Source organism: Pseudomonas sp. GNP013 (assembly GCF_054343995.1).
Genome location: NZ_JBTGUT010000001.1, coordinates 4,375,839 through 4,391,007 on the forward strand (window position 1 = coordinate 4,375,839; position 15,169 = coordinate 4,391,007).

Consider the following 15,169-nt stretch of genomic DNA (forward strand, 5'->3'; position numbering starts at 1 on the left):
GTGCGTTGAAATGCAAAAAAGGCCGCGATCTATGGATCGCGGCCTTTTTTTGTGGTGCTGCAGAGGGCCTCATCGGGGGCAAGCCCCTTCCCACACTTTGAACTGTGAACACCGTCAAATGTGGGAGGGGGCTTGCTCCCGATAACCGCGCCTCGGTTTATTTGCCCAATGGAATCTTGGGCGCCCAGGTCAGCCACTCATCCTCAAATTTGTCGAACAACGGGAAGGTCTGCTGCGGCCGCGCCGCATTGCCCATCCGCTCGCCATCCGGCGTGGCGAAGGCAATACCGCCGGCGACCAACGTCTCCAGGGATTCGGTGCGCACCGTCGCGCCCTTGAACAAGCCGAAGTCCACGCCAAAACCACTGGTGTTCCAGAAGCGGCTGCCGCTGCGAACCAACGGTGCGTACTTGGGCTCGATCAGGATGTGCACCAGCACGCGGTCGGCAGTCTGGCCCAGCTCGTAGCCGGTGACCTTGCCCACGGTGACTTCGCGGTAGGTCACCGGTACGCCTTCCTTCAGTGAGCCACGACGCGCGGCACTGAGCACCAGACTCAAGCCTTGCTCCTGGCGCACGGCCTCGGGCGGCTGGGCCAGGGCGACGAAGTTTTTCTGCGGGCCTGCGTTTTTCGTCGCAGGCTGCACTTCGATGTATTGCCCGGTCACCAGGGTTTCCAGGTTGGCGGTTTTCATCAGGCCCAGTTCCGGCTTGACCACCCAGAACTGGCTGCCGGCACGTGCGATGCGGTCGGCCACCTGGGTGATGCGTGCGCCGAGCAGCACCGATTGCATGTCCGCACTCAGATTGACACTTTCGATCTTGCCCACGTCCAGCCCTTTGAAACGCACCGCCGTGCCGGGGCGCAGGCCATCGGCGCGATCAACCTTGATAGTCACCAGAGTGCCGTGTTGATTGGCGGCTTCGCGGTCAGGGTACAGACGGAAGCGCGGAATGTGTTTTTTCAGTGGCACATTCGGCTCAGGCGTTTCGAACGCGATACCGCCGGCCATCAGACTCGCCAGGGATTCACTCTTGACCTGGATGCCGCCAGTGAGGCCACCGGTCAGGGTGACGCCGCTGGCATTCCAGAAACGCGTCGAGCCGTTGACCAGGTTCTCGTATTCTTTCTCGATATGTACGCCAATCACCAGTTGCTTGTTCTTGCGCGAGAACTGGTAGCTCTGCACCGAGCCGACCTTGACCTGCTTGTAGAGAATCGGGCTGCCGACATCCAGGGAGCCGAGGTTGTCGGTAAACAACACCATGTGCAAACCAGGGGAACGCAGATCCAGCGGAGGCGCCTTCGCACGGGCGACATACTCGCGCTGTGGCGCAGTACCTTTGTCGCCTGGGCGGATGGCGATGTAGTTACCTTTGACCAGGGCTTCCAGGCCGGTGATCCCCGCGAGGGAGATGGATGGCTTGACCACCCAGAATTGGGTGTCCTGGACCAGATAGTCTTCGGCCAATGGGTCGAGGGTCAGTTCGGCGCTGGCACTGGACAGGTCCGGGTCGATCTTCAGGGTTTTCAGGCTGCCGACCTGGATGCCTTTGTACATCACCGGCGTGCGGCCGGCCTGCAGGCCTTCGAAGTCGCTGAGCTTGACCTTGACTCGGATGCCGGCGGCGGCGGCGTCGAAATCTTCGTACAGACGGAATGGCAGGCTGGGATCGGTGGGCGGGCTGTCCTTGCGATTCTCGGGGGTGGCAAAGGCAATACCACCGGCGACGATGCTGGACAACGACTCGCTGCGCACCTTCACGCCGGACAGGTTGGCGTCGATGCTGATGCCGCTGGCGTTCCAGAAGCGCGTATGTTTACGCACCAGGTGGGCGTAGGTCGGTTCGATATAGAGCTTGATCTCGACGGTGCTCTGGTCTTCGGACAACAGGTAGCTTTTAACCTGGCCGACCTGGATCTGCTTGTAGAACACCGGGCTGCCACGGTTGAGCGAGCCGAGGCGATCGGCCTTGACGGTGATGTGCAAGCCGGGCTTGGCGTCGGACAGCGGCGGCTCTTCGGAGAGCGCCTTGAATTTGCGGGTGGGCTCGCCGTCGCCAGGGCTGGCGGCGATGTAGTTACCCGACACAAGGGTTTCCAGGCCAGTGATGCCGGCCAGCGTTACGCTGGGCTTGACCAGCCAGAAGCGGGTATTGGTCTTAAGGTATTGCTCAACGTCCTTGCCCATCTCGATGGTGGCAATTACCCCCCGATTGTTGCCCTCGTCGTCGAGCGCCAAGGCTTTGACCTTGCCCACGGGCATGCCTTTGTACACAACCTCGGTCTTGTTGACCTGGATGCCTTCACCGCTTTCAAAGCGCACCTGGATCTCGATGCCCTGCTGGGAATAGGCGCGCCATCCGAGCCAGCCGCCGATGATCAGCGCAATCAGGGGCAACACCCAAATGGCTGACCAGTTGGAGGCTGGGCGGGTTTTAGCTTTAGGCAAATCACTCATGGTCGTCGTCCGACTCCGTGTTATCCCAAATCAGTCGGGGATCGAAAGTTACTGCGGCGAGCATCGTCAAGATCACCACACTGGCGAATGCCGCAGCGCCGAGATTGGCCTCAACGCTGGCGAGCCGCCCAAAGTTTACGACCGCCACCAGGATGGCGATCACGAAGATATCCAGCATGGACCAGCGGCCAATGAATTCGATAAAGCGGTACATGACAATGCGTTGTTGTGCGGACAGCGGTTGGTGACGCTGCACCGAGAACAGTAGCAGACCAATGCCCACCAACTTGAACGTCGGCACCAGAATACTGGCGATGAACACCACGGCAGCAATAGGAAACATCCCATGCTGCACCAGCTGGATCACACCGGCCATGATGGTACTGGGCTCGCCCTGGCCGAGTGAGTTGACGGTCATAATGGGCAATAGGTTGGCGGGGATATAGAGGATCGCCGCAGTGATCAGCAGTGCCCATGTGCGGGTTAGGCTGTCGGGCCGACGCGGATGAATCAACGCACCACAGCGGGTGCACGTTTGTTCATCGGTATCCGGCTCTTGCGTATTCAGCTCGTGACATTCGGTACACACCAGAATGCCTGCATCAATCGCCCGCATGATCATCCTCTCCTGACAACGCCTGCCAGATCTGGTGGGGCGACATCACCACCTCAAGCAGAACCTGAACCACTAATAGACTGATGAAACAAACGAGACCCACACCCACCGTGATGGAAGCCATGTCGGCGAGCTTGACGATCGCGACCAGCACGCCCATCAGATAGACCTCCAACATCCCCCAATCTTTCATGTGATGGTAGATGCGGTATAGCAGCAGCCCGTAATTACGGCCGATCTTCCAGCGAATGCTGAGCAGCACGGCCAATTGGCAGAGCAGCTTGAGCAACGGAATACCCATGCTGCACAGGAACACCACAATTGCGACGCCTTGCATGCCCGTATCGAACAGGCCGACGACGCCGGTCCACACTGTGTCCTCTGACGTCTGCCCGAGTAGATTGAGCTGCATGATGGGCAGAAAGTTCGCGGGGATGTACAGCAATAGCGCAGCAATCACCAAAGCGAGGCTGCGCTCAATGACATTGTGGCGGTGAGCGTACAGCTCATAACCGCAACGTGGGCATTCTGCCTTTTCACCTCGTGCGAGCACAGGCTTACGCATCAGTAAGTCGCATTCATGGCATGCCACCAGATCGTCCAGTGGTAAGTCGGCCACCTGTGGGGCATCAACCGGCTCGGGCATGGATAGGGCTCTTACTCTAAAAAAGGTTAGGCGCCTATTCTAGTGGTCTGGTTCAGAAATAACTGTGCAATTTTATAGGCGAAGGCTTACTTGACTTTCCAACCGCCCAAAACAAAACCCCATCTGCTTTCGCAAATGGGGTTTCGGAATTTAATCTTGACGATGACCTACTCTCACATGGGGAAACCCCACACTACCATCGGCGATGCATCGTTTCACTACTGAGTTCGGGATGGGATCAGGTGGTTCCAATGCTCTATGGTCGTCAAGAAATTCGGGTACTGAGTCGCGGCCAGATGGCCTCGCTTCAGCAAATTGGGTATGTGACAGCTTTTGGTGTTTTGTGAGCGTCGAACTTTCGGTTCATCTCGTCTTCACACACCGCAATCTGATGCTTCTACTTGTTTCCAAGTCAGGAGTACTCAAATTGCTTGGGTGTTATATGGTCAAGCCTCACGGGCAATTAGTATTGGTTAGCTCAACGCCTCACAGCGCTTACACACCCAACCTATCAACGTCGTAGTCTTCGACGGCCCTTCAGGGAACTCAAGGTTCCAGTGAGATCTCATCTTGAGGCTAGTTTCCCGCTTAGATGCTTTCAGCGGTTATCTATTCCGAACATAGCTACCCGGCAATGCCACTGGCGTGACAACCGGAACACCAGAGGTTCGTCCACTCCGGTCCTCTCGTACTAGGAGCAGCCCCTCTCAAATCTCAAACGTCCACGGCAGATAGGGACCGAACTGTCTCACGACGTTCTAAACCCAGCTCGCGTACCACTTTAAATGGCGAACAGCCATACCCTTGGGACCGGCTTCAGCCCCAGGATGTGATGAGCCGACATCGAGGTGCCAAACACCGCCGTCGATATGAACTCTTGGGCGGTATCAGCCTGTTATCCCCGGAGTACCTTTTATCCGTTGAGCGATGGCCCTTCCATACAGAACCACCGGATCACTAAGACCTACTTTCGTACCTGCTCGACGTGTCTGTCTCGCAGTCAAGCGCGCTTTTGCCTTTATACTCTACGACCGATTTCCGACCGGTCTGAGCGCACCTTCGTACTCCTCCGTTACTCTTTAGGAGGAGACCGCCCCAGTCAAACTACCCACCATACACTGTCCTCGATCCGGATAACGGACCTGAGTTAGAACCTCAAAGTTGCCAGGGTGGTATTTCAAGGTTGGCTCCACGCAGACTGGCGTCCACGCTTCAAAGCCTCCCACCTATCCTACACAAGCAAATTCAAAGTCCAGTGCAAAGCTATAGTAAAGGTTCACGGGGTCTTTCCGTCTAGCCGCGGATACACTGCATCTTCACAGCGATTTCAATTTCACTGAGTCTCGGGTGGAGACAGCGCCGCCATCGTTACGCCATTCGTGCAGGTCGGAACTTACCCGACAAGGAATTTCGCTACCTTAGGACCGTTATAGTTACGGCCGCCGTTTACCGGGGCTTCGATCAAGAGCTTCGCGTTAGCTAACCCCATCAATTAACCTTCCGGCACCGGGCAGGCGTCACACCCTATACGTCCACTTTCGTGTTTGCAGAGTGCTGTGTTTTTAATAAACAGTCGCAGCGGCCTGGTATCTTCGACCGGCATGAGCTTACGGAGCAAGTCCTTCACCCTCACCGGCGCACCTTCTCCCGAAGTTACGGTGCCATTTTGCCTAGTTCCTTCACCCGAGTTCTCTCAAGCGCCTTGGTATTCTCTACCCAACCACCTGTGTCGGTTTGGGGTACGGTTCCTGGTTACCTGAAGCTTAGAAGCTTTTCTTGGAAGCATGGCATCAACCACTTCGTGTTCTAAAAGAACACTCGTCATCAGCTCTCGGCCTTAAGATCCCGGATTTACCTAAGATCTCAGCCTACCACCTTAAACTTGGACAACCAACGCCAAGCTGGCCTAGCCTTCTCCGTCCCTCCATCGCAATAACCAGAAGTACAGGAATATTAACCTGTTTTCCATCGACTACGCTTTTCAGCCTCGCCTTAGGGACCGACTAACCCTGCGTCGATTAACGTTGCGCAGGAAACCTTGGTCTTTCGGCGTGGGTGTTTTTCACACCCATTGTCGTTACTCATGTCAGCATTCGCACTTCTGATACCTCCAGCAAGCTTCTCAACTCACCTTCACAGGCTTACAGAACGCTCCTCTACCGCATCACTTACGTGATACCCGTAGCTTCGGTGTATGGTTTGAGCCCCGTTACATCTTCCGCGCAGGCCGACTCGACTAGTGAGCTATTACGCTTTCTTTAAAGGGTGGCTGCTTCTAAGCCAACCTCCTAGCTGTCTAAGCCTTCCCACATCGTTTCCCACTTAACCATAACTTTGGGACCTTAGCTGACGGTCTGGGTTGTTTCCCTTTTCACGACGGACGTTAGCACCCGCCGTGTGTCTCCCATGCTCGGCACTTGTAGGTATTCGGAGTTTGCATCGGTTTGGTAAGTCGGGATGACCCCCTAGCCGAAACAGTGCTCTACCCCCTACAGTGATACATGAGGCGCTACCTAAATAGCTTTCGAGGAGAACCAGCTATCTCCGAGCTTGATTAGCCTTTCACTCCGATCCACAGGTCATCCGCTAACTTTTCAACGGTAGTCGGTTCGGTCCTCCAGTTAGTGTTACCCAACCTTCAACCTGCCCATGGATAGATCGCCCGGTTTCGGGTCTATTCCCAGCGACTAGACGCCCTATTAAGACTCGCTTTCGCTACGCCTCCCCTATTCGGTTAAGCTCGCCACTGAAAATAAGTCGCTGACCCATTATACAAAAGGTACGCAGTCACCCAACAAAGTGGGCTCCCACTGCTTGTACGCATACGGTTTCAGGATCTATTTCACTCCCCTCTCCGGGGTTCTTTTCGCCTTTCCCTCACGGTACTAGTTCACTATCGGTCAGTCAGTAGTATTTAGCCTTGGAGGATGGTCCCCCCATATTCAGACAAAGTTTCTCGTGCTCCGTCCTACTCGATTTCATGACTAAGAGATTTTCGCGTACAGGGCTATCACCCACTATGGCCGCACTTTCCAGAGCGTTCCGCTAATCTCAAAGCCACTTAAGGGCTAGTCCCCGTTCGCTCGCCACTACTAAGGGAATCTCGGTTGATTTCTTTTCCTCAGGGTACTTAGATGTTTCAGTTCCCCTGGTTCGCCTCTTACGCCTATGTATTCAGCGTAAGATAACCATCTTATGATGGCTGGGTTCCCCCATTCAGACATCTCCGGATCAAAGTCTGTTTGCCGACTCCCCGAAGCTTTTCGCAGGCTACCACGTCTTTCATCGCCTCTGACTGCCAAGGCATCCACCGTATGCGCTTCTTCACTTGACCATATAACCCCAAGCAATCTGGTTATACTGTGAAGACAACATTCGCCGAAAATTCGAATTTCTCAGTTAAGAGAACTCACAAATTTTACCTTAGCCTGATCCGTTACCAGTGAAAGTAACGTTCAGTCTATCTTTCTATCACATACCCAAATTTTTAAAGAACGATCTAATCAAAGACTAGAAATCAACATTCACCATCATCACAATGGAATGCTCATTTCTAAGCTTTCATACAACAGAAGCAGTAGTGGTGGAGCCAAACGGGATCGAACCGTTGACCTCCTGCGTGCAAGGCAGGCGCTCTCCCAGCTGAGCTATGGCCCCGTATTTCTACAGGCGTTTCCCACACAAAATTGGTGGGTCTGGGCAGATTCGAACTGCCGACCTCACCCTTATCAGGGGTGCGCTCTAACCAACTGAGCTACAGACCCAATTTCGGGCTGCTTCTTATCGTCTTCTTCAATGAATCAAGCAATTCGTGTGGGAACTTATGGAGCAGCTGATGTCGTCGATTAAGGAGGTGATCCAGCCGCAGGTTCCCCTACGGCTACCTTGTTACGACTTCACCCCAGTCATGAATCACACCGTGGTAACCGTCCTCCCGAAGGTTAGACTAGCTACTTCTGGTGCAACCCACTCCCATGGTGTGACGGGCGGTGTGTACAAGGCCCGGGAACGTATTCACCGCGACATTCTGATTCGCGATTACTAGCGATTCCGACTTCACGCAGTCGAGTTGCAGACTGCGATCCGGACTACGATCGGTTTTGTGGGATTAGCTCCACCTCGCGGCTTGGCAACCCTCTGTACCGACCATTGTAGCACGTGTGTAGCCCAGGCCGTAAGGGCCATGATGACTTGACGTCATCCCCACCTTCCTCCGGTTTGTCACCGGCAGTCTCCTTAGAGTGCCCACCATTACGTGCTGGTAACTAAGGACAAGGGTTGCGCTCGTTACGGGACTTAACCCAACATCTCACGACACGAGCTGACGACAGCCATGCAGCACCTGTCTCAATGTTCCCGAAGGCACCAATCTATCTCTAGAAAGTTCATTGGATGTCAAGGCCTGGTAAGGTTCTTCGCGTTGCTTCGAATTAAACCACATGCTCCACCGCTTGTGCGGGCCCCCGTCAATTCATTTGAGTTTTAACCTTGCGGCCGTACTCCCCAGGCGGTCAACTTAATGCGTTAGCTGCGCCACTAAAAGCTCAAGGCTTCCAACGGCTAGTTGACATCGTTTACGGCGTGGACTACCAGGGTATCTAATCCTGTTTGCTCCCCACGCTTTCGCACCTCAGTGTCAGTATTAGTCCAGGTGGTCGCCTTCGCCACTGGTGTTCCTTCCTATATCTACGCATTTCACCGCTACACAGGAAATTCCACCACCCTCTACCATACTCTAGTCAGTCAGTTTTGAATGCAGTTCCCAGGTTGAGCCCGGGGATTTCACATCCAACTTAACAAACCACCTACGCGCGCTTTACGCCCAGTAATTCCGATTAACGCTTGCACCCTCTGTATTACCGCGGCTGCTGGCACAGAGTTAGCCGGTGCTTATTCTGTCGGTAACGTCAAAACAATCACGTATTAGGTAACTGCCCTTCCTCCCAACTTAAAGTGCTTTACAATCCGAAGACCTTCTTCACACACGCGGCATGGCTGGATCAGGCTTTCGCCCATTGTCCAATATTCCCCACTGCTGCCTCCCGTAGGAGTCTGGACCGTGTCTCAGTTCCAGTGTGACTGATCATCCTCTCAGACCAGTTACGGATCGTCGCCTTGGTGAGCCATTACCCCACCAACTAGCTAATCCGACCTAGGCTCATCTGATAGCGCAAGGCCCGAAGGTCCCCTGCTTTCTCCCGTAGGACGTATGCGGTATTAGCGTCCGTTTCCGAACGTTATCCCCCACTACCAGGCAGATTCCTAGGCATTACTCACCCGTCCGCCGCTCTCAAGAGAAGCAAGCTTCTCTCTACCGCTCGACTTGCATGTGTTAGGCCTGCCGCCAGCGTTCAATCTGAGCCATGATCAAACTCTTCAGTTCAAACATCTTTGGGTTTTTAAGAAACCCTAAACTTGGCTCAGCAATCGTTGGTTATTCTTTGATTTCTCGCGGAGTAACTTGTGATGCTGATAATCTTGTTGACTATCAGTCTGACTCCACAAGCACCCACACGAATTGCTTGATTCAGTTGTTAAAGAGCGGTTGGTTAAGATGTTTCGTCTCAACCGAGGCGCGCATTCTACAGCAGCCTCATTTGCTGTCAAGTGATTATTTTCAGAAGCTTTCGAAGAATTCTTCAACAACTTCAACCACTTGCGCTTCCGATCTCTCGTCAGCGGGAGGCGAATTCTACAGCGTTACACGCTGCTGTCAACACCTCTTTTTCTCCGCTTTCGACCGAGAAGATCGAAACGTTAATAGCGCCAAACAACACCACACTATCAACTTCTTCTGGACTTCGATGAACTGAAGCAACTCGCTGTCGAATCCTGCATAACTACTTGTTTACCAAGGAGTTTTCCGTTTCGACTGCGCCGGAAGTGGGGCGAATTATAGACGTCCAGAATCTGCCGTCAATACCTATTTTCATCTTTCTGTCATAAACCCCAAAAACAAAAAAAGCCGGCCCAAAGGGGCCGGCTTTCATCGCATCCTACAAACTAGGGAAAGCAAACTGCGACGCTTCATGACTGGCCCGCTGCGGCCAGCGCTGGGTGATCGCCTTGCGACGCGTATAAAAGCGCACCCCGTCGGGCCCATAGGCGTGCAAGTCACCAAACAGCGAACGCTTCCAGCCACCAAAGCTGTGATAGGCCACCGGCACCGGCAGTGGAACGTTCACACCCACCATGCCCACCTCAATTTCGTCACAGAACAAACGCGCCGCCTCCCCGTCACGGGTAAAGATGCACGTACCGTTGCCATACTCGTGATCGTTGATCAGTTGCATCGCCGCTTCCAGGCTGCTCACGCGCACTACGCACAGCACCGGCCCGAAGATCTCTTCCTTATAGATACGCATCTCGGGTGTCACACGGTCAAACAAACTGCCGCCCAAAAAGAAGCCCTGCTCATTCCCGGCAATGCTCAAGCCGCGCCCATCCACCACCAACTCAGCACCCGACGCCACGCCGTCTTCTATATAGCCGCTGACCTTGTCCCGTGCCTGCCCCGTCACCAATGGGCCCATATCCAGGCCGCACGTAGTGCCCGCACCAATCTTCAGCGCCTTGACCTGCGGCACCAGCTTGGCGATCAACGCATCCGCCACCTGGTCGCCCACGCACACCGCCACCGAGATCGCCATGCACCGCTCACCGCACGAACCATAGGCAGCGCCCATCAGGGCACTGACGGCGTTGTCCAGATCCGCGTCCGGCATCAGCACCGCATGGTTCTTCGCCCCGCCCAGCGCCTGCACGCGTTTACCGCGTCTGGTCGCCTCGGCATAAATGTACTCGGCAATCGGCGTCGAACCCACAAAGCTCAGCGCCTTGACCTCCGGCGCTTCAATCAAGGCATCCACCGCCCCTTTGTCGCCGTGCACCACACTGAGCACGCCCTTGGGCAAGCCGGCTTCCTGCAGCAATTGCGCGATCAACAGCGTTGAGCTCGGATCACGCTCCGACGGTTTGAGGATGAAACAGTTACCGCACACGATCGCCAGCGGGTACATCCACAACGGCACCATCGCCGGAAAGTTGAACGGCGTAATACCGGCCACCACGCCCAACGGCTGGAAATCCGACCAGGCATCAATATTCGGCCCCACGTTGCGGCTGTACTCGCCCTTGAGAATCTCCGGCGCCGAACACGCGTACTCCACGTTCTCGATCCCGCGCTTCAACTCACCGGCGGCGTCTTCCAGCGTCTTGCCATGCTCCTCGCTGATCAACTGCGCGATACGCGCCTCGTTCTGCTCCAGCAATTGCTTGAAACGAAACATCACCTGCGCCCGCTTGGCGGCCGGCGTATTGCGCCAGGCCGGGAAAGCGGCCTTGGCGGCGTCAATCGCACTTTGAATGGTTTCGCGACTGGCCAACGGCACCTGGTGGATGACCTGGCCGGTGGACGGGTTGTACACATCAGCCGTACGGCTGCTGTCGCTGACCCATTCACCGTTGATCAAATGCTGGATAACGCTCATGCAGGACTCCTGAAAAATTGTTCTATAGAGAAGGAGAAAATCAATCGATCTTGCGCAGCACTTCGCCAACGGCATCAAACAAGCGGTCCAGGTCCTGCGCCTTGCTGTTGAACATTGGCCCGAACTGCAAGGTGTCTCCGCCAAAGCGCACATAGAAACCGGCCTTCCATAACGCGATACCCGCCTCGAAGGGACGCACAATCGCATCACCATCACGCGGCGCAATCTGGATGGCACCGGCCAGGCCATAGTTGCGGATGTCGACCACGTTCTTGCTGCCCTTCAAACCATGCAGCGCATTCTCGAAGTGAGGTGCGATGTCGGCCACGCTCTGCACCAGGTTTTCCTTCTGCAACAGGTCGAGTGCCGCCAGGCCCGCCGCGCAGGCCACGGGATGGGCCGAGTAGGTGTAGCCGTGGGGAAACTCCACCGCGTACTCCGGCGTCGCCTGGTTCATGAAGGTTTGATAGATCTCACTGCTGGCGACCACCGCTCCCATAGGGATTGCGCCGTTGGTAACTTGTTTGGCGATACACATCAGGTCCGGCGTCACGCCGAAACTGTCGGCGCCGAACATTGAGCCGGTACGGCCGAAACCGGTGATCACTTCATCGAACACCAGCAGGATATTGTGCTGATCGCAGATCTCGCGCAGACGCTTGAGGTACCCCTGTGGCGGCACCAGCACACCGGCTGAACCTGCCATCGGCTCGACAAATACGGCGGCGATATTCGAGGCGTCGTGCAACTCGATCAACTTGAGCAACTCATCGGCCAACGCAACGCCGCCCTGCTCCGGCATACCGCGGGAGAACGCATTGCTCGCCAGCAACGTGTGAGGCAGATGGTCAACATCCATCATGGCCTGACCAAACATCTTTCGGTTGCCATTAACCCCACCCAGGCTGGTACCGGCAATATTCACACCGTGATAACCACGGGCGCGGCCGATCATCTTGGTCTTGGTCGCCTGGCCTTTCAGGCGCCAGTAGGCACGTACCATCTTCACCGCGGTATCGGCGCACTCGGAGCCCGAATCGGTGAAGAACACATGGTTCAGGTTGCCCGGGGTCAGCTCGGTAATCTTTTCCGCCAACTGGAAGGACAACGGATGACCGTATTGAAAGCCCGGCGAGTAGTCCAACGTGCCCAATTGTTTGGTCACCGCTTCCTGGATTTCCTTGCGCGTATGCCCGGCGCCGCAGGTCCACAGGCCCGACAGGGAGTCATACACCTGGCGCCCCTTGTCATCCGTCAACCAGCTACCTTGCGCTGCCACGATCAGGCGCGGGTCACGCTGGAAACTGCGATTGGCGGTATACGGCATCCAATGCGCATCCAGCTTCAACTGGCTGGCAAGGGACGATGGGGCGTTTTCGGGCATGTTCATCAGCAAAACCTCGCAGGGCAAACGGCAGCGTCGGGATCGATAAAGCGTAGTTGCGAGTAAATTGCCATGGCGATAAAGTCAATGAAATCCAACTTTTCTAACCTTCAGTCAGGCCTTCACTAAACTATGAGCAGTCGCAGGCCAGATCCCCTCGCTCAAGTCAGCGACTTCGATATCCGCCTGCTGCGCATCTTTCGCAGCGTGGTCGAATGTGGCGGCTTTTCGGCGGCGGAGACCGTACTCGGCATTGGCCGCTCGGCCATCAGCCAGCAAATGAGCGACCTGGAGCAACGCCTCGGGCTGAGACTCTGCCAACGTGGACGCGCCGGATTCTCGCTGACCGAAGAAGGTCGCGAGGTCTACCAATCCGCCCTGCAACTGTTGAGCGCGCTGGAAAGTTTTCGCACCGAGGTCAACGGACTGCACCAGCACCTGCGCGGCGAGTTGATCATCGGCCTCACCGACAACCTGGTCACCCTGCCCCACATGCGCATTACCCACGCCCTGGCGCAATTGAAAGAACGCGGCCCGGACGTGCAGATCCAGATCCGCATGATCGCCCCCAACGAAGTGGAACAAGGCGTACTCGACGGCCGCCTGCATGTCGGCGTCGTACCCCAGGCCAGTGCATTGTCCGGCCTTGAATACCAGCCGCTGTACAGCGAACGCTCACTGCTCTATTGCGCGGTCGGCCACCCGCTGTTCTACTCCGACGACAAACAGCTGGACGATGCCCGCATCGACAGCCAGGACGCCATCGCGCCCACCTTCCGTCTGCCCGCCGAGATCCAGGCGCACTACCAGGCCCTGCGCTGCACGGCCAGCGCCTCCGACCGTGAAGGCATGGCGTTCCTGATCCTCACCGGGCGCTATATCGGTTATTTGCCCGACCACTACGCCAGCCTGTGGGTGCAACAAGGCCGACTGCGCGCGCTGAAATCGGCTACACGTTTTTACGATTTGAGCCTGGCATCGGTCACGCGCAAAGGCCGTCGCCCTCATTTGGTGCTGGAAAGCTTTCTCGAAAGCCTCGCCGCAACCCGCTGACTCGGGTCTCAAGCAAAAAGCTGAGCAACTGGACAGTTTTTTGCAAGGACGCAACTACCTTGAACCGTCCGCCTTGAGTTGACCCACCATGCCCCCAGAATCCTTGAGCCCCAGCGACCTGATCTACGGCCTCGACGACCGCCCGAAACCCGCACCGGCTATGCTCGCCGCCCTGCAACATGTGCTGGCCGCCTTCGTCGGCATCATCACCCCGCCACTGATCATCGGTTCCACGCTGGGTCTCAGCGCCTACTTGCCCTACCTGATCAGCATGGCATTGATGGTTTCCGGCGCAGGCACGTTCATCCAGGCGCGCAGGCCGTTTGGTATCGGAGCCGGCATGATCTGCCTGCAAGGCACCAGCTTTGCGTTTCTCGGCGCAGTGCTGTCGGCGGGTTTTCTGGTGAAGCAACGCGGCGGCAGCCCGGAGGACATCATGGCGATGATCTTCGGTGTGTGTTTCTTCGGTGCCGCGGTGCAGATCGTGCTCAGCCGCTTCATCGGCCAACTGCGTCGGGTGATCACCCCGCTGGTGACCGGCATCGTGATCACGTTGATCGGCATCAGCCTGATCAAGGTCGGCATCACCGACCTGGGCGGCGGCTTCAACGCGCCCGACTTCGGCGCGCCCACCAATTTGGCGCTCGGCCTGTTCGTGGTGCTCACCATCATCTTGCTCAACCGCTCCGCTACGCCGTGGGTGCGCCTCTCGGCCATCATCATCGGCCTGGCCCTGGGCAGCCTGGCCGCCTGGTTCAGCGGCAAACTCGTCCCCCAGGCGCTGCCGGACTTGCCCTGGGTCAGCGTGCCGACCCCGTTTCGCTTCGGATTCAACTTCGACTGGAGCGCCTTCCTGCCAATCGCGCTGATTTATCTGATCAGCAGCATCGAAACCGTGGGCGACCTCACCGCCAACTGCATGATCGCCCGCCAACCCATCAGCGGCCCTTCCTATATAAGCCGACTCAAAGGCGGCGTACTGGGCGACGGCGTGAGCTGCATGATCGCCGCCACCTTCAGCGCCTTTCCCAACACCACCTTTGCGCAAAACAACGGCGTGATCCAACTCACCGGTGTGGCCAGCCGTTACGTCGGCTTATATATAGGCGTGCTGCTGTTTTGCCTCGGATTGTTTCCGCTGATTGGCGCCGTGCTGCAGCAAATCCCCAAACCGGTGCTGGGCGGCGCGACCCTGGTGATGTTCGGCAGCGTGGCCGCCGCCGGCGTGCGCATCCTCGCCCAGGCCCCGCTGGACCGGCGCAGCATGCTGATCATCGCCACCTCGTTCGGCGTCGGCCTGGGCATCGCCGCCCAGCCCAATCTGCTGCACCTGATGCCCACCCTGGTGCAGAACCTGTTCGACTCGGCCATCACCAGCGGCGGCTTGACCGCTATCGTGCTGTGCCTGCTGTTGCCCGAAGCCAAGGCGAGCCCGGTTAGCGCAAACCCGGCAACCGAAAGCGACACCCTGGAACCGCTTTGACGGTTTTATTGCATCAGGACTTGTCTGAGGCTTGAG

General features: G+C 56.6%; 7 protein-coding genes, 2 tRNA genes and 3 rRNA genes. 2 read left to right on the forward strand and 10 right to left on the reverse strand.

The features are described 5' to 3' along the window. Positions 1 to 157 precede the first annotated feature (157 nt). The 10 genes from ACXX81_RS19375 to aptA all read right to left on the reverse strand — a co-directional run bounded on the left by ACXX81_RS19375 (position 158) and on the right by aptA (position 12,603). Positions 158 to 2,461 (reverse strand): PqiB family protein, encoded by a 2,304-nt coding sequence (locus tag ACXX81_RS19375; protein WP_209988202.1) that lies wholly within the window; start codon positions 2,459 to 2,461, stop codon positions 158 to 160. Beyond that, a complete protein-coding gene (locus tag ACXX81_RS19380) occupies positions 2,454 to 3,077 on the reverse strand; it encodes a paraquat-inducible protein A (RefSeq protein ID WP_231423749.1) in 624 nt (207 codons plus the stop codon). The genes ACXX81_RS19375 and ACXX81_RS19380 overlap by 8 nt, the downstream gene beginning before the upstream one ends. Continuing rightward, positions 3,064 to 3,723 carry a paraquat-inducible protein A gene (locus tag ACXX81_RS19385; RefSeq protein ID WP_209988196.1) on the reverse strand — a complete coding sequence of 220 codons (660 nt, stop codon included), beginning with the start codon at positions 3,721 to 3,723 and terminating at the stop codon, positions 3,064 to 3,066. Before ACXX81_RS19385 ends, ACXX81_RS19380 begins: the two co-directional genes overlap by 14 nt. 154 nt (positions 3,724 to 3,877) lie before the next feature. Beyond that, positions 3,878 to 3,993, reverse strand: a 5S ribosomal RNA gene (gene rrf / locus ACXX81_RS19390). Positions 3,994 to 4,165: 172 nt separating this feature from the next. Beyond that, positions 4,166 to 7,057, reverse strand: a 23S ribosomal RNA gene (locus tag ACXX81_RS19395). Between the two features lie 247 nt (positions 7,058 to 7,304). Then, positions 7,305 to 7,380: transfer RNA gene (locus tag ACXX81_RS19400), tRNA-Ala, on the reverse strand. Between the two features lie 30 nt (positions 7,381 to 7,410). Next, positions 7,411 to 7,487, reverse strand: a tRNA-Ile gene (locus ACXX81_RS19405). A gap of 82 nt (positions 7,488 to 7,569) precedes the next feature. Next, a 16S ribosomal RNA gene (locus ACXX81_RS19410) occupies positions 7,570 to 9,106 on the reverse strand. Together the 16S, 23S and 5S rRNA genes with 2 tRNA genes alongside form the textbook arrangement of a ribosomal RNA operon. Positions 9,107 to 9,719: 613 nt before the next feature. Beyond that, the gene (locus ACXX81_RS19415) at positions 9,720 to 11,213 is read right to left on the reverse strand and encodes a CoA-acylating methylmalonate-semialdehyde dehydrogenase (protein WP_458572221.1); all 1,494 of its coding nucleotides are present in this window, start codon (positions 11,211 to 11,213) and stop codon (positions 9,720 to 9,722) included. Between the two features lie 40 nt (positions 11,214 to 11,253). Next, complete coding sequence (aptA, locus tag ACXX81_RS19420; RefSeq protein ID WP_209988188.1) at positions 11,254 to 12,603, reverse strand: omega-aminotransferase AptA; 1,350 nt, start codon at positions 12,601 to 12,603, stop codon at positions 11,254 to 11,256. 126 nt (positions 12,604 to 12,729) lie between these two features. On the opposite strand from aptA, the gene ACXX81_RS19425 reads away from it, so the two are divergent. Continuing rightward, entirely contained in the window at positions 12,730 to 13,650 is a 921-nt protein-coding gene (locus tag ACXX81_RS19425; protein ID WP_458572222.1) for a LysR family transcriptional regulator, read from the forward strand. An 88-nt stretch (positions 13,651 to 13,738) separates the two neighbouring features. Then, positions 13,739 to 15,133: a uracil-xanthine permease family protein gene (locus ACXX81_RS19430; protein ID WP_458572223.1), complete on the forward strand. Its 1,395-nt coding sequence runs from the start codon at positions 13,739 to 13,741 to the stop codon at positions 15,131 to 15,133. Positions 15,134 to 15,169: the final 36 nt, after the last annotated feature.